Raw genomic sequence first — 23,871 nt, forward strand, 5'->3', positions numbered from 1 at the left:
GTCACAATTCCTGCCTATACGGAATGGATGGTACCGCTCCCTGCCTGGTTACGGCAACTGCTGCCGCTCTTGTTGCCAGAGCCAGCGCTTCTTCCACCGTTTTTCCTTCGCTGACTGCTGCAATATAATATCCGGTAAAGGTATCACCTGCTGCTGTGGTATCCACTGTCTTTACTTTCTCTGCCGGACGGAATACCTGCTGATTCTGATCCGCATACAGTGCCCCTTTACTTCCCAGCGTCAAGACAATATGTGCCTGTGGAAATATTTCCTTCAGCGCATCCAGAATGGCCTCTTTTTTTCCGGTAATCTGTTCCCCTTCCACTTCATTTAACAGAAAGGTATCTACCAGCTCCAGAGGCAGGTTTTTGATCTTTTCATCACACGGAGAAGGATTCAGGAAAATACGAAGTCCTTTTTTTCCTGCCTGTTCCATAATATATGCTAACTCATTGATCTCATTTTGCAGCAGAATAATATCACCTTTTTCAAAATAGCTCAGTGTATCATCCACCTGCTCTCTGGTAATGCTCTGGTTGGCTCCTCCATATAAAATAATACAATTCTGACCATTTTCATCCACCTGAATGATAGCATGACCGGTTCCGACCTCTTCCCGAATCTGTAAACAGGTAACATCTGCGCCATCCTTTTCCAGCTGTTCTTTCAGTATCAGTCCATCCTGTCCGATGGCTCCCGCATGAGAAACACAGGCTCCGGCTCTTGCCAGGGCAATGGACTGATTCAGCCCCTTACCGCCGCAGAAATGCTGCAGGCTGCCAGAAGAGATCGTCTCTCCCGGCATTACAAAATGATTTACCTGATATACATGATCCATATTCAATGATCCAAAATTCAATACTCTTGTTCTCACAGTGCACTCTTCTTTCTTGCTTCACTGGTTGTTTTTCTCCACATGGCAAGTACCAATACGGTAATTGTGAAAATATAAGGAAGCATCAATATAAATTGTGAAGGGATACCATAAGACTGCAGTCTTGCTCCAATGGAGTCAATGCATCCGAAAATTAATGTTCCACCCCATACCAGAATCGGGTTCTGTGCTCCAAAGTTCATGGCTGCAATACCCATGAACCCGCGTCCATTCGTGATATTTTCCGCAAACATCTTGGAATATCCCAGCGTCAGGTGTGCGCCTGCCAGACCGCCCATCACACCAGAGATGATCATAACCTGATATTTTAATCTCCGAACATTAATACCTGCTGTCTCTGCAGCCATTGGGAATCTTCCAACGCATCTGACACGAAGTCCCCAGGCGGTGCGGAATAACAGGAACCACATTACAATAACCATGATAATTCCTAACACTTCCGTAATACACCAGTTATTGAATACCTCGTTTAAAAAGACATTGTTATCAAATGCCGCAACATGGATTCGTGGAATCCCCACAATATCCGGTCCGGAATAGGTACCGGATGTTCCAAGGAAACGCTTGATTCCAAATTTGGTAATCGCCAGTGCAAACATATTAATTGCCATACCGATTGCACAGATGTTAGCAGAATATTTAATATTCGCTACTGCCATAATCAAGGCCATCACTACACCGCTTACAATTGCCATAAGGATGGCGATCATCCAGCTTCCTGTCAGAACACTGGTCAGAACTGCTACAAAAGATGATGTCAGCATAATACCTTCGGTACCGATATTTAAGATATCTGCCTGCTGTGTAATGGTACAGCAAAGTGCTGCAAACAAAATCGGTGTTGCTGAACGAATGGTTGCATAAATCAGTGTCAAATCAAATATTTTACTCATATCGATTTTCCCCCTTCAGATTTGCTGTTTCCCTGTTTTTTCTGTTTCCATCCTGCAAATCTGCCTTTTGAAACCTGAAATAAGGTTTCCATTGTTGCAAAAATGATAAATACCGCCGTAATCGTATCTACGATAGATCTTGGCACTCCTGCAAAACGTTCCATAGAAAGTGCACCGGCCTTTAATGCTGCTACGAACAGTGACATAACCGGAACCAGTAAAATATCATTCCATACAATAAGAGATGCCAGCATACCATCATTGGCAATGTTCAGTGAGAAATTGTCCAGGAAATATCCATAAGCACCCATTACCTCGATTGCACCTGCAATTCCACCAAGCGCTCCCGAAACCATCATACCCTGAATCACTACTTTTTTCACATTAATTCCCAGATATTCTGCATTCTTCTTATTCAGTCCAACCATCTGAAACTTCATGCCAACCGCAGATTTGTAAATCATCCAACCAATGAAAAAGATAATCGCAATAGCAATAAACAATCCAAAATTCGCCTGGCTCGGTGCCAAAATCTTAGGAAGAACTGCATCATCAGTAATATTTGGTGTCTGTGGGATTCCACTTCCTGCTGTCAGCGGTCCGTTACATAACCAGGAACAGAAGTACTTTGCCACATAAGTGGAAAGAATACATACACAGATTTCATTGACATTCCATTTTACTTTTAAGATAGCAGGGATAGCAGCCCATAATGCTCCGACCACCATTGCCACCAGAAAACAAAACAGGATATGTAAAATTCCCGGTAAAAATGTGACATAATGTCCTGCCCAGGCTGCTGCCATGGCACCCAGGTACAATTCGCCCTCAATTCCGGCATTAAAGCAGTCTACCTTTGCTGCGACTGCAAATCCAAGACCTGTCAGGAGAATCGGCACAAATTTTTGAAGTGTGGTTCCCAGATTTACCTTTCCGATAAACGCACCTTTAAAAAGCTGTACATAAGCATCCAGTGGATGATATCCTACCAGCCACATAAAAATAGCTCCTACAACCATAGATAAAATTAGAGTTAATAATAACGTAACATAACGATTGGATTTTTCTTTTTCCATTTTATCTACGACTCCTTTCTGTCTTGCTCTGCCTGACCCAGCATATACAGACCGACTTCTTCTTTTGTCGCATCTTTCGCATTCAAAATTCCGGTAATTTTTCCCTCGTACATTACTACGATACGGTCTGACATATCCATGACTTCATCCAGATCTGCCGAGACCAGAAGTATAGCTTTTCCGTCTTTTTTTACATTTTCCAGTGTGGTCCGGATAGATTCAATGGCTCCAATATCCACACCTCTGGTTGGCTGTGCCGCAATCAGCAAGTCCCCACCGGCATCTACTTCCCTGGCAATAACAATTTTCTGTGCGTTTCCACCAGATAAGGACTGGGTAATGACATCCGCCTTCTTTGGTCGAATATCAAATTTCTCAATCAGATCCTCTGCGAACTTCCGTACCTCTTTTTTATTTCTGGTATAATGTTTTGTAAATGGCTCCAGATCAAACTTTAATGCCACCAGATTATCTTCAATAGACATAGAACGGTTCAGTCCGCGCACATTACGTTCTTCCGGAATGTGGCTTAACCCGGCTTCTCTTGCTTTTTTCGGAGCAAAATTTGTGATATCCTTACCACTTAATGTTACCGTTCCTTTTTCCACTTTCCGAAGTCCGGTAATAGCTTCAATCAGCTCACTTTGTCCATTTCCATCTACTCCGGCGATTCCAACGGTCTCTCCTGCACGTACCTCAAAGGATATACCTCGTATCTTGGAGATTTCCTTTTCTCCGGAGGTCCAGAGATTGTCTACTTTTAATACAACTTCTCCCGGTTTTACTGCATTTCCTGATTTTATATGCAGATTCACGTCTCTTCCCACCATCAGCTTGGCCAGATCTGTTGGATTCGTATCCTTTTTATCTACGGTAGTGATGTATTTTCCGGCTCTCATCACACTGACCCTGTCAGAGATCTCCATTACTTCGTTTAATTTATGCGAAATAAAAATAATCGATTTACCGTCTTTTCGCAATTCCTGAAGGATCTCAAAGAATTTTACACATTCCTGTGGCGTCAGTACCGCAGTCGGTTCATCCATGATGAGAACATTTGCTCCACGGTACAGCGTTTTGATAATCTCCACACGCTGTGCTTCTCCTACGGAGATCTGATTAATCCGTTTGTCCGGCTGGATTTCCATATGATAGTCATCTATGTAAGTCTGAATTTTTTTCCTTGCTTCATCAAAATCAATGGTGACACCCTTTTTTGGTTCAAATCCAAGAATTACATTTTCCAGAACCGTCAGTTCATTTACCAGCATAAACTCCTGATGTACCATTCCTATTCCTTTTTCAATTGCTTTTCCCGGTGTCAGATCACGCATTTCTTCCCCGTTAATCTTTATCACACCGGCATCTGGCTGATACAAACCATACAACATCTTCATCATGGTCGATTTTCCAGCCCCATTTTCACCGATTAGAGAATGAATTTCTCCCTTTTTCAAATTAAAAAAACTATGATCTACTGCTTTTACAGTTGCAAAGTTTTTTTCAATATCTACCATCTCTACAACATAATTTTCTGCACTCATGGTAATCCTGCCCTCTTTTCACTTTTTCCGGGAGATGTTGCTCTCCCGGAAAAAATGCTTTCAAACTGCTCATTTGTTTTACTGCTGCGGTTTTCCATATCCTTCATAAGAATCTACCACGATTTCACCACTGACAATTTTTTCTTTCAGTTCTTCCACTTTGTCTGCAATATCCTGCGGAAACTGATCTCCCAGGGATTCTTTGATCACAGCAAAGTCTGTCAGCCCAACACCATCATGTGCCAGATCCATATAGCTAGATGTGCCGCCTTCAAATGTTCCATCTATAACAGACTGAATAATCTGATAGGTACAGTTGTCTACCTTCTTGGTCATGGAAGTAAAGACGGATCCCGGATACAGATCATCCTGATTGGTATCTACCCCAATGGCATAGACGCCCTGTTCACTTGCCGCTTCCATTACTCCCATGCCGGTAATATTTGCTACATTCATAACCACATCAGCACCCTGATTAATCTGAGCTGTTGCCAGTTCTTTTCCTTTCAGTGCATCTGTAAATGTTCCTGCAAAGGACTGCAGAATTTCAATATCAGGATCGACATATTTTGCACCTTGTTCATATCCAACATAAAAATCATGCAATACCGGAATATCCATTCCGCCAACCCATCCGATAATCTTCTGATCATTAATTCCAGGGATATCTGTCTTGGTGGTCAGCATAGCTGCTGCTGCACCAGCCAGGAAGGAACCTTCATTCTGCGCAAACAGTGTAGAAACGACATTGTCGCCTGCATCACAAACGCCGTCAATCATGGCAAATTTGGTATCCGGATAATCTGGGCAGTGTTTTTTCATAATCTCAAGGAACTGTGTAGATACGCCAATAACAAGGTCATATCCTGCATCTGCCATTGCCACAAAGTTTGCTTCCCAGTCTGCTGCTTCTCCGGATTCCAGTTCCTGAAATTCAATACCAAAATCTTCTGCTGCCTTCTGTGCACCGTCATGTGCCAGGTCATTAAAAGATTTATCACCCAAGAATCCTGAATAAACCAATGCTACTTTTAATGGTTCTTTATCACTGGCCTGTGCCATCACGCCTGTTCCCATTACACCCATTGTCAGTGCCATCACTGCTGCCAATACTCTTCTCTTCATTTTGAATTTCCTCCCATACATTATAGATTTTATAAACTATCGTAACGTTTCAGGTTATCTTCTACGATATCCCAGAATTTTTCTACATCCAGCTTCATTGCAACTTTCGAATTCATCGGCTTGTCTGATAAATGAAATACATCACAGTTGGTACGTCCATGGCTGCATCCGCCGGAAATATCGATTTCCGTATACATTTCTTTTACTTCCATACAGGTTGGATCAATCAGATAAGCAATGGTTGTCGGATCATGAAGTGGTCCTCCTTCCCATCCAAAGGTACGTTTCTGGGTCATACAGAAGAACTTCATCAGATCTACGAATAACTTTCCACCGGTTGTCTTTACATGAGACATCCTTTCTACGATTTCCGGATAGCACAGTGCCTGTCTGGTCAAATCCAGTCCCATCATGACAACCGGTCTGCCACAGTGAAATACAACATAGGCAGCTTCTGCATCAGCCATAATATTAAATTCTGCTGCCGGAGTTACATTTCCATGCTGATAAGAGCCTCCCATCAAAACAATTTCATCAATTTTTTCCAAAATTCTCGGTTCTCTCTTAATTGCCATTGCAATATTACTCAAAGGACCTGTCGGTACCAGTGTTACGTTATCATCGGAATTCAGTACGGTTTCAATAATAAAATCCACCGCATGTCTCGAATCCAGTTCTTTAGTCAGTGGCGGAAATATCGGACCATCCAATCCTGAGTCTCCATGTACTCTCTCTTCTGTTGGAAGGGACGGGCGGACAATCGCGTCTGCCAGGCCTTTGCAGACTGGAACATCAATATTCAGATATTGGCAGATATTTAACGCATTTCTGGTTACTTTTTCCAGTGTCTGATTGCCTCTTACCGTTGTTATACCAAGAAGTTCCAGCTTTGGGTTTCTTGCTGCCAGCATAATAGCTACCGCATCATCGTGTCCTGGATCACAGTCAATAATAATTTTTCTTCTCTTATCCATCTTAGTTTCCTCTTACTTTCTATTCTATGCCAAACTTTTGATAAAACGTTTTATCTTTTTGTATTTTCACAATATCATTGATAAAATAAAAAGTCAAGCATTACCATGTTGTTTTTTGTTATTTTATCGCATATTACAAATTATTTTTCAATTTTTTGTTCACCTTGCACAATTGATCTTTCTATCATTTTTGATTTGCTTTTTGGTAAAATATGTGTTAAACTTTTGGTAAACATTATTTTATGAGGTAAATATATGAAAGTTACAATCAAAGATATTGCTGCTGCTGCCGGTGTTTCTCCGGCAACCGTCTCACTGGTTCTGAATAACCGCCCATCGAGAATAGCAGAAGAAACAAGGGAACGCATTAAAAAAACAGCAGAAGAACTGGGCTATACACCAAATTCTGCTGCTGTTCTGTTAAAAACAAACCGGAGTTATACACTTGGTTTACTGATTCCTGACATACGAAATGACTATTATGGAAAATATGCCAAAGGCATGGAAGATGCCTGTCAGGCAAAAGGATGGTCTGCCTTTTTTTGTACAACAAATAATAACCCGTTAAAAGAACGCCAATATATCGAAACTCTGCATGCGAAAAATGTGGACGGTATTTCCATTATCACTACTCCATCTAATCAATCTGCCCTTTTTCTCGAAAACCGTGATCTGATTCTGTCCTATGGCATCCCGATGGTGCAAATGGATATGACAGGGTATCGAAAACCTGCAAATGCCGTTATTTCTGATCATTTTAAAGGTGGGTACATGGCTGCCAGACATTTAATTTCTCTGGGACATACAGAAATTGCCTTTATTACAGGTCCAAAGTTTCTGGAAGGTTCTGCAAGCCGAATTCTTGGATGTAAAAAAGCATTTGAGGATGCCGGTCTTAACTGGAATCCGTCACTGGTTTTTGAAGGAAATTATAGCTATGAATCCGGATATGTTGCTATCGATAATTTGATCAGTCAAAAATTTACTGCTGTTTTTGCTTTTAACGATTTGATGGCTTATGGTGTGTATAACAGTCTGGATAAATATAATCTAAAAATCCCAGATGACATTTCTGTGGTTGGTTACGACGATAATTTCACTTCATCTATTATTAACCCACCACTCACCACCGTTTATCAGCCAATTTATGAAATGGGTCAAACCACTGCTGAAATCCTCATTCATGCAGCTGAACATCCCGACCATGAACCAGTGGTAAAAGAATTTGACCTGCAGTTAATCGTAAGAAAAAGTACCAGGGATATTCGTAATGATATTTGATAAAAACACCCTCTCCCAGCCAGAAAGAGAATGAAACTTCTAAAATATGATTGGGAAGCTATAAATTTTTTTATCAACTTCTAAAAGCCTGCCGTTTTTCTGCCGACAGGCTTTTCTGTTATTCTTCTTTGATATCCTCCTGCATTTCCCGCATCAGTTTCCTGCGGTATTCTGTATCACTGGCAATCCGTTTCAGATCATCGATGCGATCCTCATCCACCAATTTTTTTACCAGATTTGTCACCACCGCTTCGCCACGTTCTAATCCAATCTGCTCTCCCTTTTTTATCAGTCTGTCTGATTCCAGTTCCAGAACCTGTCCATCCATAATCTCACCCAGCTCCTTTCTGACATTTTCTCTTTTATGGTCTGAAAAACATCATCAAATATCGTACTGTTTGCCATGAGATCTCTCCTTCTTTATTTTTTTACTATCTCATGTCTGTCATGATACAGTACGCCATCCACGCGTCCATAGTTATCAAATATCTTCTGACAGGATTCAATCTTATAGTCTGCCATTTTCTGGATCTTCTCACCATCTGTCTTGAAATCAACTACTGAAAGATCTGGTCATTCTACCCTTCTTTCCAGTTGGGAAAGTCAGAAATAGTACGTGTTCCCGGCTTGGTAATCATACCTCCGACAGATTCCACCATACCCCAGTTGACACCCCACCAGTCATATCCATCTACTTCCGGTACCGGATGTTCTTCCATGGCGTCCAGCCAGACGATATTGCTCTCTATCATATAAACCGGCATCCACTACTGTGCAGATCCTGCAGGTTTTCTGACATGCTGCCAGCAGATTATCCATCGTATCCCTCACTGACTGACATATTTCTTCTTCTGTCACATCTGGTGCCAGCAGTCTGTCACGTGCATCCCATCCTCCTGTAATTACAAGACTATTGCCAAATTTAGCCTGCTATACGCATCGGAACACCGTGCTGTACCGTATTCGAAAGATTCAGGATATGCTTGATCACGATTTATCTGATCCCTATACACGGGAATACGCGTTACTGTCTATCAAGGTTTTGTATCTGTATCACTGGAAAAAGAAACAAACATTATCGTAAAACACAAAAAATCAGGCATGAACAATAACTTAAAATATGTTATAATAATCACACAGATCATCACATCTGGTATATGTATCTGTGAGGGTACTGAACAGCTACGATCTGTAACAAAAAACGCAGTATTGGAGGGATGTATATGGCAAACAGAATCATCACGATCAGTCGTCAGTTTGGAAGCGGCGGAAGAACCATCGGAAGAAATGTAGCAGATAAACTTGGTATTAAATGCTATGATCAGGAACTGATTATTAAGATGGCAGAGCAAAGCGGATTCTGCCATGATTATATTAAAGAAGGCAGTGAATATGCGGTGCCTGGAGGCTGGCTTGCCAATGCCTTTGTTGCCCGTTATGCTAATGGAATGAGCAATCAGGACAGGCTGTGGATCATTCAGACTAATATTATCCGGGAGATTGCACAAAAAGAAAGCTGTGTTATCGTAGGTCGCTGTGCCGATGCAATTCTGGAAAAAGAAGAATATGCCGACAGTCTAAAAGTCTTCATTCATGCAAACTTTGAAAAACGTGCTGAACGTATCGTAAAAGTATACGGAGAAACCGACGTTCCTTCAGAAAAACGTCTGAAAGATAAAGACAAACGAAGAGCCGCTTACTATCAGTTTTACACAGACCGCAAATGGGGTGATGCAGCACATTACGATGTATGTTTGGACAGCGGCACACTGGGAATTGATAAATGCGTGGATATTATTTCTCAGCTGTATTAATAGTAGGGAAACAGAATTTTTAAACCTAGATATATCGAGGGGGAGCATAAATGCTCCCCCTCAAAATTATTACATATAATCTTTAATTACATTGTGATCTCTTAAAACTTTTTCTATTACTGTTCCTTTCACTGCTTTCAGCAATGGTTTTTTCACTAAATTCAATGGACCCGGCAATGGGATTTCAAGTGGTGACACTCCATCCATCAGTTTCACACTGGCATCTAATAGTTCTCTGACATCGTATACGCTGCCCCATACTTCCGGCACGCCTCGGTCTACACCCAGCAGTCCATATACGGCTTCCATTGCGGTACGTACAGAATATTCTGTAGTGAAGATGGTATCTCTCGGTGTCTCAGCGAACTGTCCCAGGAATGCAAAGTTCACACATCCATCCGGAATCACGTCAGGTCTGTCACCTTTTGCTCTTGGCATGAAGAATGCTGTAATGTATGGCATCATGGTTGGTACACAAACTGCACTGTGTTCTGCCAGTTCTTCGATCTGATCAGTCGGAACTCCCAGATGATACAGCCATTCTTCTGTGATTTCTTTACCGGTACAGTCCTTCATCGGTTTCTTGATATAATCACCTGGCACATCGGTAAACAGACTGTATACCCATACGCATACTTTATCTTTATCCTGATCCTTGAACTGTCCCTGACGGTTAATGGTCCAGCTCAGCAGCCATCTGGAATCCTGGCAGCTGACAATACCGCCGGTCACTACCTTTCCGCTCTTCGGATCGCGTTTACAGATATTGGTAATATATGGAATAATCTTATCATCCAGCGTGGTAATGGTTGCAGATTCCCAGTTTGTCTTCTGAATATCGGAACAGAATTTCTCAGGATGTCCGAAGGAAGGATCCTGCTTCGCAATGTTTTTCCACAGGCTCCAGCATCCACTGGTACGTACCTCTGCATCTCCGTTTGGTGCATGGTTCTGATCACCGTAAATGGTACCTTCGGTACAGCTTCCGTTGGTGACAAATACCAGATCGTTCTCTGTCAGCATGATTCTTTCTTCCTGACCTTTCACCTTGCACTCAATCTCAGTTGCCACCTTTTTGTCATTCCTGATATCAAACAGTACATTCGTTACTTCCGTATTGAAACGGAATTCCACGCCGGCATCTTCCAGATAGTTCTTCATCGGAAGAATCAGGGATTCATACTGGTTGTATTTTGTAAACTTCAGTGCACTGAAATCCGGAAGTCCACCGATATGATGGATGAAGCGCTGGATATACAGCTTCATCTCCAGAGCACTGTGCCAGTTCTCAAAAGCAAACATGGTACGCCAGTATAACCAGAATGTGGAATTCAGCACTTCTTCATCAAATACATCTTCAATCGTCTTGTCGTACAGGTCTTCATCTTTGGTGAAGAATAACTTCATGATTTCCATGCAGCCCTTCTGACTTAAGTTAAACTTTCCATCGGTATGTGCATCCTGTCCCTGTTTTACGGTGGCACGGCACAGAGAGTAGTTCGGATCATGCTTATTCAGCCAGTAATATTCATCCAGTACGGATGCACCTGGTTTTTCCAGAGACGGAATACTGTGGAACAGATCCCACAGACATTCAAAATGGTTCTCCATCTCACGGCCGCCTCTCATAATGTAACCTCTGGTCGGATCAAAAATACCGTCACAGGCACCGCCTGCGATATCCATTGCTTCCAGAATGTGAATATGATCACCCGGCATCTGTGCATCCCTTACCAGGAAACAGGCTGCTGCCAGAGAAGCCAGTCCACTTCCTACCAGATAAGCATGCTTGTCATCCACGCCTTCCGGCTTTTCCGGACGGGCAAATGCCTCATAATTTCCGTTTGTATAATAAATACCCTTGCTGTTTTTCTCCTGTTTACCACGTTCTGTATTGCGGTAATTCGGATCCACATGAGACTTTACAGTTTCTTTTTCCTTACGATTCTTCGATGCAAGAACGGCTGCACCTGCTGCCGCTGCTACTGCTACGCCTAATGCAGAATGTTTTTTCTTTACCATAATATTGTCCACCTTTCCTGTGAATCGTATCTGTTCAGTACCTTCACTTCGCGGGACAGCAGGTTCTGAACAGTTACTTCATTTCTACTATTCCCGATTTATGTCTATATCTTACCTGCTATTTTTTCTTTTCACAATGCACAAAACCGGAAGGATGTTCGATTTTCGAACACACTCCCGGTTTTGTCTGAAAAATTACATTCTATACGCCCTATTGTAGAATTACGCACTGACCTCCACGCTCGGCAAAGATCTTTTCAAACTGATCCCTGCTGACAGTGATGCGGTTGTAGATAGGATCTGCTACTGTTACCGTATCTTCATCATATCCGATCAGCACAGCTCCATGATCATTGGTACTCCATTCCATGTAGGTACCATCTTCCCGGTACCATCCGTCTGTCTCTGCACGGTCTTCCATATTAATCGTGCACCAGATCACCACCGGCGCTCCCTGATCAATCAGATCATAGAGTTTTTCCGGCTGCGCATTTTTCATGGCAGCTGCTGTCAGATCACTTCCCACATCTGCCAGATACCTGTTGGCTGCTGTGACAATTGCCCCGGTTCCGCAGATACATCCCGTCTCTTCCGTTGGATCTCCCACGAAAAAGTTCTCCAGATCCGGTCCCATCAGCCGGCCATCCTCACTGCGGTAAAATTCTGCCTGCACTTTTGGCATATAGTCCAGCGCCATAGTTACTTTATTCACCTGATATCCGTAATAATTCAGTACCATGGTCATAGCTGTGATCTCACATCCGGTAGGCAGCTCCGGATATTGTTCGATAATATCAAAATCCGTCAACTGGGTTCCACTGTCGCTTTTCTTCACTTCTGCGAAAATCTGCGCGCTCTCCAATCCCACAGCCACCGTTTCCGACTGTGTTTCTGTTTCCATATCATCCTGCACCAAAGTTTCTTCCGAATCCTCCGTTTCCGTTTCTTTCTGACTGACCGTTTCTGCCTTACAAATTGAACGATATATATTTCCGGCACCAAATCCACCGATAAACACCACCACTGCTAAAGTAATTGCTGTAATCTTCTTCATTCCCACTCCTCATATTGTTTCCGTTCAAACTGATACCCTGTTATGCTACCATGCCACCCTAAAAACAGCCTAAATCAAATCTGAAGATTTTGTGAAAGTTCCCTTTTTGCTTTATTCCCACTTTTATTCCATGTTATACTGTAGCCGATAAATTTTATTTGGCGGATACGCCACACCGACGAAATGCGCAGCATTTTGGAGGTTGGCTCTGAACCGTTACGAAACAGATACGAAGAGGAGATTTTTATGCGACTGTTAATTGCAGAAGATGATAATGATATTCGCAGAGCTCTGGTGGCTTTGCTTCAGAAGAATAATTATACCTTAGATGAGACGGATAATGGCACGGATGCTTATACCTTTGCGTCCAGAGGTCAGTACGATGGCATCATTCTGGATATTATGATGCCGGGAATGGACGGACTGGAAGTCCTTGGCAAACTGCGTTCAGAAAAAAACAATATTCCGATCCTGCTTCTGACCGCCAAGTCTGAAGTGGAAGACCGTGTAAAAGGACTGGATGCAGGTGCCGATGATTACCTGCCAAAACCTTTTTCCGTCAGTGAACTACTGGCCCGTGTCCGCGCTATACTGCGAAGACGAGAGCAATATCAGGCAGAAGTGCTTTCTTATGGAGATCTTTCCCTGAACAGCGCTTCTTTTGAACTGGTATGCAAGGATCAGAAGCTGCCTCTGTCCAGCCGGGAATATCAGATCATGGAAATGCTCATGCGTACCCCGACAGCCATCGTCACATCCGATACTCTGATGGAACAGGTATGGGGCTGGGACAGTGAAGTATCTGTCAATAATATCTGGGTCTACATCTCTAATCTGCGCAAAAAGCTGCAGCAGCTGAATACTTCCGTCTCCATCCGTGCTGTCCGCGGTGTGGGATACTGCATGGAAGAATCCAGATAGAGGGAATATTGCTATGATCAAAAAATTACAGAGAAATTTTATTCGTATTGCAGCACTGGCACTTCTGTCCGTCATTCTGATTGTGATTGCTTCGATTAACGGTGTCTTTCTTTACCAGTGCAATCAGCTCCTGGATAACAAACTGGAAGACATGCTGATTCGTCATACCGGCAAGCAGGATGATACTAAGAATAAACCGAAACATGAGAATGCTCCTGCCGCAAAAGATCCTGGAAAAAAACGTACCACCTCACCTTTTGACATTTTCCCGCTGCTGCACCAGAATATGCAGAGTTCTTCTGCCTGCTGTGTCGTAATTCTGGACAGTGACTATACCATTCAGACTGTGCGTCAGAATATCGAGGATTCCTTTTCTGATGAAGATCTGGAAAACTATATTTCTGTCATCCGGCAAAGAAAAAAAGACCATGGATGGAATCAGTTTATAAAGTATCGTGTCATCACTAATAAAGATACCGATGGAAATGAACAGATTTGTATTGCATTTATCAATGCATCACCGGATGACCTATGGAAACAGTGAATGGTTTGACGGCATCGACCGACAGGTACAGCGTATGAACAAGCTGGTACGGGAACTGATTGCACTGGCAAAAATGGATGAACAGCAGAAGATTGATTTTGAACCTTTTAGCCTCTCTGATGCACTGTATGATGTGATGCTGCCTTTCGAACAGGTACTGACCCGCCAGAAGAAACAGCTAACTTACAACATCACATTAAAGGGAAATGAATCCTCTATCCGGGAACTGATCTCAATTCTGATCGATAATGCTGCCAAGTATTGTGAAGAATCGGGTACAGTCCATGTGGAATTGCATACTGTAAACAGCAAGATTCGTCTGGCCATCACGAACGATTTCCCGGATGCAGAAAACTGCGACTTTTCTTCTATCTTCGACTGCTTCTACCTGGCTGACAAATCACGGAAATCCGATGGCAGCTATGGTCTGGGACTGTCCATTGCCAAAAATATCGTAGAAATACATCATGGCACCATCACAGCCAAAGCCGCAGGTGCCACGAAGGTAGTATTTGAAGTGATTTTTAAAAATTAATATTCCTTACCCAGTAGAAAGTCTGCCACGAATCCAGATGGACGTCCTAATGCCAGTCCGTCTGCACGAGTCAGTCCTGACAGACCTATTGTGTACGGTACATAAGATATGCCGAAGTGATGAATTGCGTTCGCAATATAATCTTTATTTTTTTCGATATTCAGTCGGTGTAAGATGATAATGCTTTTTAAATAATTTGCAAAAATAATCAACATTATTAAACCCGGTTTCATTTGAAACTGTAATAATTTTCTTTTCTGTTTTCCTGAGCAGTACTGCTGCCTCATTTAGTCGATAGTTTATCAAATAATTTATCGGCGTCGTATGTAAATATTTCCGAAAATAATTCAGGACTGTACTTTTGCTCAACATTGCATAATCTGCAATATTATCTAATGAAATATTACTACGATAATTTTGTTGAATATACTGCATCATCAATTGTAATCTTGCCTGCGAAGAAGCCGACGCGTATGAATAATTATCCTCATTTTTGATATTTACATGTTTGCATAAATTCAGCCATATTTCTTGCATCAGAGCCGATGTTGCCAGTTCACGAACATTCTTCTCATCTTGAACAGAAATAATTTTTTTTATAATTTCCAATATCTCTGCCTGCCAGACAATTTCTTTATAAAAAACTTGAAAAGTGAGTGAAGACGAAATAACCGGTTGGATATATTTGGAATAAATCAGACTGTCTTCAGGAGAAATGAAACAAGGCATGCATAAAAAATTGGGAATAATTGCCCCATCAGGAGAATGAAATCGATGCAAAATTTTCGAGTTAATGAACACTCCATTTCCTTCTGAAAGGACAAAGTGTTTCTCTCCACTCCAAAAAGTTACAGTTCCAGATTCAACATATACAAACTCCAATTCTGTGTGCCAGTGCCATTCAATACAATTAAAATCAAATAATGCCAGATCATCATAGAAAAAATCAAATGGATATCTGTTTGTGCCGTGAGTAATCGATTCCATCAGATTTTCATCTGTCAGGATCTTGTTATAGGCTTGCTCTATTGTTTCCATTCTTGACTCCTTTGTATGTAATTTACGATATTATACAATAAAAATCAGATATAAAGCAATGAAAATACATTATTTATACTTTATAATTCAATAAAAGTTACAGATCATCATCTTTTTGTATGATGACAAAAATGTAATAACGATCTGTTACAAATCCCAGGAAAGGACTTTTGAATCATCATGACAACGCCAAACTATCAAAAAACAAAAATTGCATGTTATCTTGGGTTTATCACTCAGGCTATTGCAGCTAATTTTGCCCCCCCTGTTATTTTTAAAATTTCATCATGATTATCAGATTTCGCTGGGAAATATTGCGTGGATATCTACCTGTTTCTTTTTTACCCAGCTTCTGATCGATCTGTTCTGTGCTAAATTTGTTGACAAAATCGGATACCGTGTCTGTGTTGTAGCTTCTGAAGTGTGTTCTGCTGCAGGATTAATCGGACTGGCATTTTTGCCGGAGATTCTCCCGAATCCTTTTGCAGGAATCCTGTGCAGCGTTATTTTATATGCAATGGGGAGCGGATTGATTGAAGTGCTTTGCAGTCCTATTATAGAAGCATGCCCATTTGATAACAAAGAAGCAACCATGAGCCTTCTTCATTCTTTTTATTGCTGGGGAGCTGTAGGAACCATATTGATCTCAACCATATTTTTCCTAATATTGGGAATCGAAAATTGGAAATGGCTCGCTGTATTATGGGCACTTATTCCAATTGTCAATATCTATAATTTTGCGACCTGTCCTATTGAATATCTGGTAGATGAAGAAAATGGAATGAAAGTAACTGAACTATTTAAAAAACCTTTATTCTGGCTTGCTATTTGCCTGATGATCTGTTCCGGTGCATCAGAACTCGCAATGGCACAATGGGCTTCTGCCTATGCCGAAGCAGCACTTGGATTATCAAAAACAATAGGTGATCTGGCTGGTCCATGCATGTTTGCTATTGCAATGGGCATAAGTCGTGTAATTTTCGGGAAATATGGAGAACAAATAGATTTAATGAAATTTATGGCAAGTTCCGGAATCTTATGTGTAATCTGTTACTTGCTTACTGCATTATCATTGAATCCAATACTTGGTTTGATTGGTTGTATTGTATGTGGGTTTTCTGTAGGAATTATGTGGCCTGGAACAATAAGCATCTCATCTAAAGAATTTCCTATGGGAGGAACAGCAATGTTTGCATTGCTTGCTATGGCTGGAGATTTGGGCGGTAGTATTGGACCAGGTATTGTAGGTCATATCACTCAGAGTGCTGGTAATAATATTCAGGTCGGAATGGGAATTGGTCTTATTTTTCCAGCTATTTTATTAATTATGTTATTCATTTTACATACAAAGAAAAAATATTAGGAAGACTATTTTTATTTTAAAGGAAACTGTGAATACAACATTCAGGATGCAGAGTCACAGGCTCTGCATCCGATTGAAAATTCATTTGGGAATCCCAAAGCACTGCGGGCTTTCCTCAGTACCAATGTATCCTTATCAACTTTATGAAACACGTAACATCGTTTTTTGTAATTTTTCAAATTTGCTCATTTATAGTTACCTGACTGAGTTTACTTACACATAATACATTCCTGTGCATTATGTTTTATTTCATTGTCTTCACTGACCAGTTTGTTATAGTCTGGTCTGGAGAAGCGGTGATAAGTAATACCGAAATCATCCTGCTCTATGCAGTATACATATGGATCTGTTTCTTCGGATGTGTAGTAAAATACCAGTCCCAGGCCTTCGCTTTCATGGTCTTCTTCTACACAGGTTCCCTGATGTTCTGTGGCATAGTCTTCAAAGACCCTGCGTACCTGATCCATATTGTTCTCCCGCCTGTTCAGAACGACCAGAAGATTCTTTAATAACTCAGAATCCGGCACTTTTTCTGAAATGTACTTACAGCCCTCTGCCGGGACATTCAGACAGTAGCGTTCTCCCACATTGGAGATCTCTATCTGGCCGAGTCGTTCACTGACGATCTCTGCAAAAACAGCCAGATTCTTTTTCAGTTCTTTTTCGGTTGTACCATCCGGCAGCTCCAGCATTCCGATCAGGGATACATCCGGATAATACAGACGCATGTTCTCTTCCTGATATCCTATCTTCATCTGCCATTCTTTGATGGTATCAATGATATGACGTTCCAGTTGTTCTATATGCATAAAAATTAACCTCACTTTCCGTCGTGTTAGTTTTTGCTAACTATTATACCATTTTCTATCTACAGGTCAACGCATCCTTATAGAAGGATGTCATCTGTTTTTCTGTGGGAAATGTTGCAATATATACACGATTTCCCATAGCTCCGGAAAGTGCATCTGGCATACGGTCTTCCATACAGATCTGTTTGGCATATTTTCCGCTGAGCGCTGCATCAGCCATTACGTAATCTTTTCCATCACGGCGTCCCACAAAAGCACAGAACGCACTGGTACCTGTCGGCATCGTTGTCTCATCAAAAGCAATCATGTCTGCCCAGATTTTGTATACATCAGTGCTGTGAGCAAAGTTAATCATATCCGGGGTGAAGCCTCCACTTGGACGCATATTGACTTCCAGTGCTACCAGATCACCTGTTTTTCCAAGACCTTCCTGATCTCTCTGGAGACGGAAAAACTCAAAATGAACAAAACGGCTCTTTACACCAAAGGCCTTCACCACAGCCCGTCCTGCTTTCCTGGTATCTGCCGGCAGTTTTTTTAGAATATAGAATAATGAACTCTGCTGCTCGTTCACAATATCCATAATGGAAACCGGGGAAACATTGCCGGTTTCAAACATCGGCTTTCCATTAGAATCGATGATAGCATCGTAAGAATTTACCTCGCCCCAGATATATTCTTCCATAATGTATATCGTATCTGGCTGTTTTTCTTCAAAGAAGGTCTTCATCTCTTCATCAGACGTGATCTTACAGGTATTGGAAGCTCCAACCCCATTATCTGGCTTGGCAACTACCGGATAACCCACTTCTTTTGCAAAATTCAGACAATTTTCTTCCGTGTCTACCATGTGGAAACGGGCGGTCGGAATACCTGCTTTTTTATAGTAATCTTTCATTTTCGATTTGAACTTAATACGCGAAATATCACTTTCCTGAAATCCGCTGGTAATGTGGAATTCCGTACGCAGTCTGGCATCTCTCTCCAACCAGTATTCATTGTTAGACTCCAGCCAGTCAATGCGACCATGTTTAAAAATCAAAAATGCTACTGCGCGGTACACTTCCTCATAATTCTCCAGAGTGCTGACCTTATAATACTCATTCAGGTTCTCTTTCACATTATAATCCAGTTCATCATAAGGCTGGTCCCCGATTCCAAGGACATTCAGCCCGTTTTTCTTCAGTTCCCGGCAAAACATCCAATAATTTGTCGGGAAGTTTGGTGAGATAAAAATAAAGTTTTTCATAATATCATTCTCCTCTTAAACATTTAACAGATATGGTACAAAGTAGGTAACCTGTTTGTACCACCATGGCCAGTCGTGGGAGCAGTCGTATCCCCAGTAATCTACCCAGACGTTGATGCCTTTTGCATGTAGGATACGATCAAGCTGTCTGGTATATTCCGGTTGTTCCCATGGTCCCTGTCCGGTACAGATAATAGCTTTTTTCTTATTGTAAAGCTGTATATACGGATGGTCGTATGGCATGTTAGACAGGTAATGTACTGGTGAATTCTGGTACACCAGATCGTTCATGAAGGTTCCAAACCCGTATTCTGCGCTGTATACACCACTCAATGCCAGCAGTCCGTCAAACAGATCCGGTCTGCGGAAATACAGATTTGCCGCATGGGCTGCACCCAAGCTGCATCCGAATGCAATGATGTCCGGATAACCTGTCCAGCCGTTCATCTCATTAACCATCTTACGTATAAACGGTACCATCTCATCTGTAATATAGCGGATCCAGTTTTCATACAACTGACTGCGGTACTCTGCATTGCCCCAGGTATCGGACCAGGTTTCACGATCAATAGTATCAATGGAAAATACACATACCTGACCCGCATCAATCCACGGTGCCCATACATCCGTCATATGAAAATCCTCAAAGTCAAAAAATCTGCCATCCTGACATGGAATATACAACACCGGTCGACCGCCGTGCCCATAGACCTTCCATTCCATCTCCCGTCCAAGGGCGGGACTATATTCTTTAAAATACTGTGTTCTCATACTTATATTCTTCTTTCTGTTATCTGGTCTCAGGATAAAACAGGGCATCCATAAAATATGGAATCTGCTTTTCCCAGCAGGCTTCGCAGTGATCCCCATTTGGCACAATCCGGCTGGTGAGCAGAACGTCTCTGGAAAGTAACAGATCTGTTACCTTGCGGAACTGTTTTCGCATCACTGCATGAAAATTGATCTCATTAGCGCCATAATCCATATAGACCGTTGTATCCGGTACAATTTCTGCTTCCCGAATCAGCTTATTAATCTGAGTCATGTTCGTCCAGATAGACGGTGACAGCGCTGCTGCCTTCGAAAAAACGTCATTATAAGCAAGCACTGCGTAGAGACTCATCAGTCCTCCCATGGAGCTTCCTGCAATAAATGTATGCTCCCGATCTGGAAGTGTACGGTAATCTCGGTCGATCTGTGCTTTCAGTGTATGAATCATCCATTCCATGGTCTGCTTGCCCCATGCCGGGATTTTTCCAATATTCGGTGCAGTAAACGGGAACGGAGAATACTCCTTCAGACGCCCATTATCCGGATCATGACTGCATTCCACAGCAACAATGATTAACTGTCTGCCGGTACGATCCATATACTCCTTCATGCCCCAGCATTTTCCGTAGGTTGCATCTGAATCAAAAAATACATTATGTCCATCAAACATATATAATACCGGATATCGTTTTTCCTGTTCGTATGAATAAGACTCCGGAAGATAAAGATAGACGTTGCGTTTTTCTTCACCGGACAGCTCCGGAATCGTAATCTGCCATTTATTTATCATAATATCAGTCTCCTTTTCAACAGGTTTATTATAAAACCTGAATTTTAAATTGTAAATTGAAAAAGACTGCAGTTCAAAATAAGCTGCAGCCTCTTTCTCAATACGATTCATTTTTTACATTTGTTAAAGTTTCTTCTTATCTTCCACCTGCAATTCTTGGCGGTGAAGATTGAATATGAAAATAATCTGATGCCATATATCCCCAGTCACCATTTTTTATATCCTTAACATAAGACCAATAATACCCATTATTATATGCAATGTTCATCCCACTAACATTCATCCACAGTCTGTGTCCCGTGTATAATGTCCGAATAATATTATTGCTTAATAAGTACGGAGATGATCTGAAATTTACAGCATCACCAGATACATAACAATTATACCCCGTTTCACCTCTGGTTGCGACCAATGGTCCCATCTCTATCTTATTCGCCTCAATTTTTTCAAGTTCTGCCGCATTAACAGTAACCGTAAATATTGCTGTCAAAATAAAACAAAAACATAACATTGCCGTAATTTTTTTCTTCATCCTTTTCCCCTTTCTTTTGTACGGTACCTACTCCTTCCTATTACTGGCTCAATGGAATCACCTCGCCTTCTTCCTTTTATGAATAACTGTATTCAAAATGACCTTTAGAATTCTTCTGATTGTCAAAAATGTCTTCTCTAATAACTTGATTTTTATCATTATAATGATATTCCGTTACTTCAATGTCATCCTCAGCATAACAAATACTTTTTATTAATCTGTTTTTCTGATCATAAATATTCTCTGTTTTTTCGTCCAAGAACACATTCTCTCCCTCAGAAAATTTTCGATATATTACATTTCCCTGGTCATCGTATTCATATAGCATAATCTGTTTTGCATCACCCGTATCAGTAATAATTTTTGTCAAATTATCATTATCATCATATTCATATGTCATTATCACGCCCAATGGCGTTCCATTTTCCTGATAAGCTATCCCCTCCGTCACTCTTCCATATTCATCCGTTTCATATTCTATGTATTCTCCCTCTGGAATTCCCTCTTCAGAGTATACATGTTCTGTCAGAATTTTACCCTCTTCATCATATGTTCTGTCTATACCAGAAATTGCATTTCCTAAAGTATCATAATATACTTTCTTAATCCATGCATTTGTATATACATCACTTGCCTTTACCTGCGATAGCATAACTACTAATTCAGCTAATATTAAAAACGTAATTTTCTTTCCCATCATATATTCACCCCCAATATTTTATATTTTTATTAAATCTTATTTGTTTTGTTTTGTCAATACAATTCTATATATTTTAGAATTTTAAATATTTTAGTTTTTTATTGACTCATATTTGTTTTTACATTATTATGAATATATAAACTCAAACTGCAAAGGACTATTGATTATGCACTCATATTATGGATTAACTGAAACAGAATACGAATTAATGACTCTTTTTTGGAAAAAACAGAAACCTTTAACACTTGCTGAAATTGTTCATTATTGTAATGAAGAATTTCATCATGACTGGGCTACCACCACTGTATGCACTTACCTCAGCCATCTTGTTATGAAAGGATTCTTAACTACTAATCAAAAACGTTACCGTAAGTCTTACACTGCTCTCGTAAGCCAAAAGGATCTTTCGCAATCCTACGCACATCAACTCTTACAGGATTCCTTTGATGGCTCACTCAAAAATTTTCTTGTTTCATTTACAGATGGTGTTTCTTTATCATCTGAAGAAGTGAACGAATTAATTGATATCCTTCATTCCAGCATATCGGATAATGAATCATAACCTATCGCATAATGAGGTATTTATACTATGAAGCTCTTTTTTATTACTTTGCTTTTGACTATGACTCTATCTGGCTCCCTGGCTTTTATCCTATATCTGCTTATAATGTTTATCCTACATGAAAAAGTACCTGCCAGTTTTCGTTATACAATTTTAAAATTTTGTTTTTTTCTCTTTATTGTTCCTGTACCATTAGTCAAACATATATTTGTTATTTGGTTTTTATCTCCCCCAAAACATGCGATTATTTCCGATTTTATTATCAATACAGCACAGACTTTTAATTTAACTGACAGGGGAATTCTATTTCCTTCTTTTACGCATTTTGAAAAATTATTTTGTATCATATGGTTTTTTGTTTTTATTGTTATTTTTTGTTCACAATGTATTCGTTTTATCCACTTTCGGAAATACCTTATTAAAAACCTTGTACCTGTCCTCGATTATTCTGAAAATCTTGAACAGCTAAAACTTGAGTTTCATATCAAACGTTCTATAAAAGTTTTATATAGTCAGGAGTATATTTCTCCGTTTACATTCGGGATTTTAAACCCTATTATTGTTTTAACTGCTTCTGCAACAGATACCTCTAATCTATACATATTACGACATGAATTACAACACATAAAAACACACGATTTCTTTTATCGTTTACTGGCCATGCTTATACTCTTACTACATTGTTTTAATCCACTTTCCTATTTATTATTTAAAGAACTAAAGGAGGTCCAAGAAATGAATTGCGATGAAAAAGTTATTAAGTCATTATCGAAGCAGGATTCTTATGCTTATGGTGCTTCTATTATTCACACTGCTTCTATCTCCAGACCACTGATTGCACCAGCTATTTTCTTTTCCAAAAGTGATAAAGAGTTTTTAAAAAAGAGAGTAAAAGCTATCTCTACACCATATTCCATCAAATTTTCTACAATGCTTCTTTGCTTTTTTATTATATGTACACTATCTTGTATTCCAGTATTTGCTTATTCACCTTCTACCTATGACTGGCGTGGTGAATCTTCGGAAATTCAAGATTTTGACAATGTTACCTGGTGTGAAATGTCTTTTTCAAATGATAGCAATGATGCCTTAGAAATTCCAAAAGATGAACACTATTTTAACATTTACAACAATATTTTCGTGTTTTCAGACGGCACAATTATGCCTGTTGATAATGGTTCTATTTCGTTTTATTCTTCATGTAACCATGTATTCAAATCTGGCACATTTAAAAAACATTATTTGAACGGAAAGAATTGTACTATAAAGATTTATAGCGCTAAGATATGTACAAAATGCAGCCACATTTCAAATGCTGTTTTAACCAATACTGTAACCTATTCTCCGTGTCCACATAAATAAATTTAAAACCAGCAGGG

At 40.5% G+C, this 23,871-nt stretch carries 25 protein-coding genes and 1 pseudogene; 9 read left to right on the plus strand and 17 right to left on the minus strand.

Features of this window, described 5'->3' with window-relative positions:
• Position 1: 1 nt before the first annotated feature.
• From H8716_RS05775 to H8716_RS05800, 6 genes are all read right to left on the minus strand, one after another.
• Positions 2 to 874: a ribokinase gene (locus tag H8716_RS05775; protein ID WP_330606478.1), complete on the minus strand. Its 873-nt coding sequence runs from the start codon at positions 872 to 874 to the stop codon at positions 2 to 4.
• Positions 871 to 1,794, minus strand: a complete 924-nt coding sequence (locus H8716_RS05780; protein ID WP_249307709.1) for an ABC transporter permease — start codon at positions 1,792 to 1,794, stop codon at positions 871 to 873. Before H8716_RS05780 ends, H8716_RS05775 begins: the two co-directional genes overlap by 4 nt.
• Positions 1,785 to 2,864, minus strand: a complete 1,080-nt coding sequence (locus H8716_RS05785) for an ABC transporter permease (protein ID WP_249307627.1) — start codon at positions 2,862 to 2,864, stop codon at positions 1,785 to 1,787. The genes H8716_RS05780 and H8716_RS05785 overlap by 10 nt, the downstream gene beginning before the upstream one ends.
• Positions 2,865 to 2,869: 5 nt before the next feature.
• Positions 2,870 to 4,408, minus strand: coding sequence for an ABC transporter ATP-binding protein (locus H8716_RS05790; protein ID WP_249307628.1), 1,539 nt, complete (start codon positions 4,406 to 4,408; stop codon positions 2,870 to 2,872).
• 78 nt (positions 4,409 to 4,486) lie between these two features.
• On the minus strand, positions 4,487 to 5,533 hold the full coding sequence (locus tag H8716_RS05795; protein WP_249307629.1) for a BMP family lipoprotein: 1,047 nt from the start codon (positions 5,531 to 5,533) through the stop codon (positions 4,487 to 4,489).
• 29 nt (positions 5,534 to 5,562) lie between these two features.
• Positions 5,563 to 6,507 carry a nucleoside hydrolase gene (locus tag H8716_RS05800; protein ID WP_249307630.1) on the minus strand — a complete coding sequence of 315 codons (945 nt, stop codon included), beginning with the start codon at positions 6,505 to 6,507 and terminating at the stop codon, positions 5,563 to 5,565.
• 255 nt (positions 6,508 to 6,762) lie between these two features.
• On the opposite strand from H8716_RS05800, the gene H8716_RS05805 reads away from it, so the two are divergent.
• Positions 6,763 to 7,788: a LacI family DNA-binding transcriptional regulator gene (locus H8716_RS05805; protein ID WP_249307631.1), complete on the plus strand. Its 1,026-nt coding sequence runs from the start codon at positions 6,763 to 6,765 to the stop codon at positions 7,786 to 7,788.
• Between the two features lie 118 nt (positions 7,789 to 7,906).
• Here the strand turns inward: H8716_RS05805 and H8716_RS05810 are convergent, their stop codons facing one another.
• Positions 7,907 to 8,116, minus strand: coding sequence for a hypothetical protein (locus H8716_RS05810; protein ID WP_249307632.1), 210 nt, complete (start codon positions 8,114 to 8,116; stop codon positions 7,907 to 7,909).
• A gap of 250 nt (positions 8,117 to 8,366) precedes the next feature.
• Complete coding sequence (locus H8716_RS05815) at positions 8,367 to 8,540, minus strand: hypothetical protein (RefSeq protein WP_249307633.1); 174 nt, start codon at positions 8,538 to 8,540, stop codon at positions 8,367 to 8,369.
• Between the two features lie 161 nt (positions 8,541 to 8,701).
• Here H8716_RS05815 and H8716_RS18045 point away from each other — a divergent pair, with 161 nt between their 5' ends.
• Entirely contained in the window at positions 8,702 to 8,872 is a 171-nt protein-coding gene (locus tag H8716_RS18045) for a helix-turn-helix domain-containing protein (RefSeq protein ID WP_408610884.1), read from the plus strand.
• A 139-nt stretch (positions 8,873 to 9,011) separates the two neighbouring features.
• Positions 9,012 to 9,602, plus strand: a complete 591-nt coding sequence (locus H8716_RS05820) for a cytidylate kinase-like family protein (protein WP_249307634.1) — start codon at positions 9,012 to 9,014, stop codon at positions 9,600 to 9,602.
• A gap of 69 nt (positions 9,603 to 9,671) precedes the next feature.
• On the opposite strand, the gene H8716_RS05825 is transcribed toward H8716_RS05820, so the two are convergent.
• Both H8716_RS05825 and H8716_RS05830 read right to left on the minus strand, forming a co-directional pair.
• The gene (locus H8716_RS05825; RefSeq protein ID WP_249307635.1) at positions 9,672 to 11,624 is read right to left on the minus strand and encodes an oleate hydratase; all 1,953 of its coding nucleotides are present in this window, start codon (positions 11,622 to 11,624) and stop codon (positions 9,672 to 9,674) included.
• 211 nt (positions 11,625 to 11,835) lie between these two features.
• Positions 11,836 to 12,678, minus strand: a complete 843-nt coding sequence (locus H8716_RS05830; protein WP_249307636.1) for a C39 family peptidase — start codon at positions 12,676 to 12,678, stop codon at positions 11,836 to 11,838.
• A 246-nt stretch (positions 12,679 to 12,924) separates the two neighbouring features.
• Between H8716_RS05830 and H8716_RS05835 the strand changes: the two genes are divergently transcribed.
• Genes H8716_RS05835 through H8716_RS05845 form a run of 3 tightly spaced genes read left to right on the plus strand, consistent with a single transcriptional unit; the run spans position 12,925 to position 14,678 of the window.
• Positions 12,925 to 13,599 carry a response regulator transcription factor gene (locus tag H8716_RS05835; protein ID WP_249307637.1) on the plus strand — a complete coding sequence of 225 codons (675 nt, stop codon included), beginning with the start codon at positions 12,925 to 12,927 and terminating at the stop codon, positions 13,597 to 13,599.
• Between the two features lie 13 nt (positions 13,600 to 13,612).
• Positions 13,613 to 14,143: a hypothetical protein gene (locus H8716_RS05840; RefSeq protein WP_249307638.1), complete on the plus strand. Its 531-nt coding sequence runs from the start codon at positions 13,613 to 13,615 to the stop codon at positions 14,141 to 14,143.
• Positions 14,085 to 14,678, plus strand: a complete 594-nt coding sequence (locus H8716_RS05845) for a sensor histidine kinase (protein ID WP_249307639.1) — start codon at positions 14,085 to 14,087, stop codon at positions 14,676 to 14,678. The genes H8716_RS05840 and H8716_RS05845 overlap by 59 nt, the downstream gene beginning before the upstream one ends.
• Before the next feature lie 144 nt (positions 14,679 to 14,822).
• On the opposite strand, the gene H8716_RS05850 is transcribed toward H8716_RS05845, so the two are convergent.
• Positions 14,823 to 15,716 carry an AraC family transcriptional regulator gene (locus tag H8716_RS05850; protein WP_117449464.1) on the minus strand — a complete coding sequence of 298 codons (894 nt, stop codon included), beginning with the start codon at positions 15,714 to 15,716 and terminating at the stop codon, positions 14,823 to 14,825.
• 180 nt (positions 15,717 to 15,896) lie between these two features.
• Between H8716_RS05850 and H8716_RS05855 the strand changes: the two are divergent.
• Positions 15,897 to 17,079 (plus strand): annotated as a pseudogene (locus H8716_RS05855) (MFS transporter).
• 209 nt (positions 17,080 to 17,288) lie between these two features.
• Here the strand turns inward: H8716_RS05855 and H8716_RS05860 are convergent.
• The 6 genes from H8716_RS05860 to H8716_RS05885 form a co-directional block, all read right to left on the minus strand.
• Positions 17,289 to 17,888, minus strand: a complete 600-nt coding sequence (locus H8716_RS05860; RefSeq protein ID WP_249307640.1) for a DUF3877 family protein — start codon at positions 17,886 to 17,888, stop codon at positions 17,289 to 17,291.
• 55 nt (positions 17,889 to 17,943) lie between these two features.
• Positions 17,944 to 19,137 carry an ATP-grasp domain-containing protein gene (locus H8716_RS05865; protein WP_249307641.1) on the minus strand — a complete coding sequence of 398 codons (1,194 nt, stop codon included), beginning with the start codon at positions 19,135 to 19,137 and terminating at the stop codon, positions 17,944 to 17,946.
• A 15-nt stretch (positions 19,138 to 19,152) separates the two neighbouring features.
• Positions 19,153 to 19,908 carry an esterase family protein gene (locus H8716_RS05870; RefSeq protein WP_249307642.1) on the minus strand — a complete coding sequence of 252 codons (756 nt, stop codon included), beginning with the start codon at positions 19,906 to 19,908 and terminating at the stop codon, positions 19,153 to 19,155.
• A gap of 19 nt (positions 19,909 to 19,927) precedes the next feature.
• Complete coding sequence (locus H8716_RS05875; protein WP_249307643.1) at positions 19,928 to 20,698, minus strand: alpha/beta hydrolase; 771 nt, start codon at positions 20,696 to 20,698, stop codon at positions 19,928 to 19,930.
• A 136-nt stretch (positions 20,699 to 20,834) separates the two neighbouring features.
• Complete coding sequence (locus H8716_RS05880) at positions 20,835 to 21,230, minus strand: hypothetical protein (protein WP_249307644.1); 396 nt, start codon at positions 21,228 to 21,230, stop codon at positions 20,835 to 20,837.
• A 76-nt stretch (positions 21,231 to 21,306) separates the two neighbouring features.
• Entirely contained in the window at positions 21,307 to 21,930 is a 624-nt protein-coding gene (locus H8716_RS05885) for an RHS repeat domain-containing protein (protein ID WP_249307645.1), read from the minus strand.
• Positions 21,931 to 22,096: 166 nt separating this feature from the next.
• Between H8716_RS05885 and H8716_RS05890 the strand changes: the two genes are divergently transcribed.
• Together H8716_RS05890 and H8716_RS05895 are read left to right on the plus strand one after the other, a co-directional pair.
• Positions 22,097 to 22,492, plus strand: coding sequence for a BlaI/MecI/CopY family transcriptional regulator (locus H8716_RS05890; protein WP_249307646.1), 396 nt, complete (start codon positions 22,097 to 22,099; stop codon positions 22,490 to 22,492).
• 27 nt (positions 22,493 to 22,519) lie between these two features.
• Positions 22,520 to 23,854 carry a M56 family metallopeptidase gene (locus H8716_RS05895; RefSeq protein ID WP_249307647.1) on the plus strand — a complete coding sequence of 445 codons (1,335 nt, stop codon included), beginning with the start codon at positions 22,520 to 22,522 and terminating at the stop codon, positions 23,852 to 23,854.
• The last annotated feature ends 17 nt before the right edge of the window (positions 23,855 to 23,871 follow it).

The organism is Jingyaoa shaoxingensis, assembly GCF_014385005.1.
GTDB classification, from domain to species: domain Bacteria; phylum Bacillota; class Clostridia; order Lachnospirales; family Lachnospiraceae; genus Marvinbryantia; species Marvinbryantia shaoxingensis.

What these genes read in the sequence shown, in the direction of transcription:
- H8716_RS05785 (WP_249307627.1), bottom strand. Translation starts at nt 2,864, where the DNA reads ATGGAAAAAGAAAAATCCAATCGTTATGTTACGTTATTATTAACTCTA.
- H8716_RS05790 (WP_249307628.1), bottom strand. Translation starts at nt 4,408, where the DNA reads ATGAGTGCAGAAAATTATGTTGTAGAGATGGTAGATATTGAAAAAAAC.
- H8716_RS05795 (WP_249307629.1), bottom strand. Translation starts at nt 5,533, where the DNA reads ATGAAGAGAAGAGTATTGGCAGCAGTGATGGCACTGACAATGGGTGTA.
- H8716_RS05800 (WP_249307630.1), bottom strand. Translation starts at nt 6,507, where the DNA reads ATGGATAAGAGAAGAAAAATTATTATTGACTGTGATCCAGGACACGAT.
- H8716_RS05805 (WP_249307631.1), top strand. Translation starts at nt 6,763, where the DNA reads ATGAAAGTTACAATCAAAGATATTGCTGCTGCTGCCGGTGTTTCTCCG.
- H8716_RS05810 (WP_249307632.1), bottom strand. Translation starts at nt 8,116, where the DNA reads ATGGATGGACAGGTTCTGGAACTGGAATCAGACAGACTGATAAAAAAG.
- H8716_RS05815 (WP_249307633.1), bottom strand. Translation starts at nt 8,540, where the DNA reads ATGATAGAGAGCAATATCGTCTGGCTGGACGCCATGGAAGAACATCCG.
- H8716_RS05820 (WP_249307634.1), top strand. Translation starts at nt 9,012, where the DNA reads ATGGCAAACAGAATCATCACGATCAGTCGTCAGTTTGGAAGCGGCGGA.
- H8716_RS05825 (WP_249307635.1), bottom strand. Translation starts at nt 11,624, where the DNA reads ATGGTAAAGAAAAAACATTCTGCATTAGGCGTAGCAGTAGCAGCGGCA.
- H8716_RS05830 (WP_249307636.1), bottom strand. Translation starts at nt 12,678, where the DNA reads ATGAAGAAGATTACAGCAATTACTTTAGCAGTGGTGGTGTTTATCGGT.
- H8716_RS05835 (WP_249307637.1), top strand. Translation starts at nt 12,925, where the DNA reads ATGCGACTGTTAATTGCAGAAGATGATAATGATATTCGCAGAGCTCTG.
- H8716_RS05840 (WP_249307638.1), top strand. Translation starts at nt 13,613, where the DNA reads ATGATCAAAAAATTACAGAGAAATTTTATTCGTATTGCAGCACTGGCA.
- H8716_RS05845 (WP_249307639.1), top strand. Translation starts at nt 14,085, where the DNA reads ATGAACAGATTTGTATTGCATTTATCAATGCATCACCGGATGACCTAT.
- H8716_RS05850 (WP_117449464.1), bottom strand. Translation starts at nt 15,716, where the DNA reads ATGGAAACAATAGAGCAAGCCTATAACAAGATCCTGACAGATGAAAAT.
- H8716_RS05860 (WP_249307640.1), bottom strand. Translation starts at nt 17,888, where the DNA reads ATGCATATAGAACAACTGGAACGTCATATCATTGATACCATCAAAGAA.
- H8716_RS05865 (WP_249307641.1), bottom strand. Translation starts at nt 19,137, where the DNA reads ATGAAAAACTTTATTTTTATCTCACCAAACTTCCCGACAAATTATTGG.
- H8716_RS05870 (WP_249307642.1), bottom strand. Translation starts at nt 19,908, where the DNA reads ATGAGAACACAGTATTTTAAAGAATATAGTCCCGCCCTTGGACGGGAG.
- H8716_RS05875 (WP_249307643.1), bottom strand. Translation starts at nt 20,698, where the DNA reads ATGATAAATAAATGGCAGATTACGATTCCGGAGCTGTCCGGTGAAGAA.
- H8716_RS05880 (WP_249307644.1), bottom strand. Translation starts at nt 21,230, where the DNA reads ATGAAGAAAAAAATTACGGCAATGTTATGTTTTTGTTTTATTTTGACA.
- H8716_RS05885 (WP_249307645.1), bottom strand. Translation starts at nt 21,930, where the DNA reads ATGATGGGAAAGAAAATTACGTTTTTAATATTAGCTGAATTAGTAGTT.
- H8716_RS05890 (WP_249307646.1), top strand. Translation starts at nt 22,097, where the DNA reads ATGCACTCATATTATGGATTAACTGAAACAGAATACGAATTAATGACT.
- H8716_RS05895 (WP_249307647.1), top strand. Translation starts at nt 22,520, where the DNA reads ATGAAGCTCTTTTTTATTACTTTGCTTTTGACTATGACTCTATCTGGC.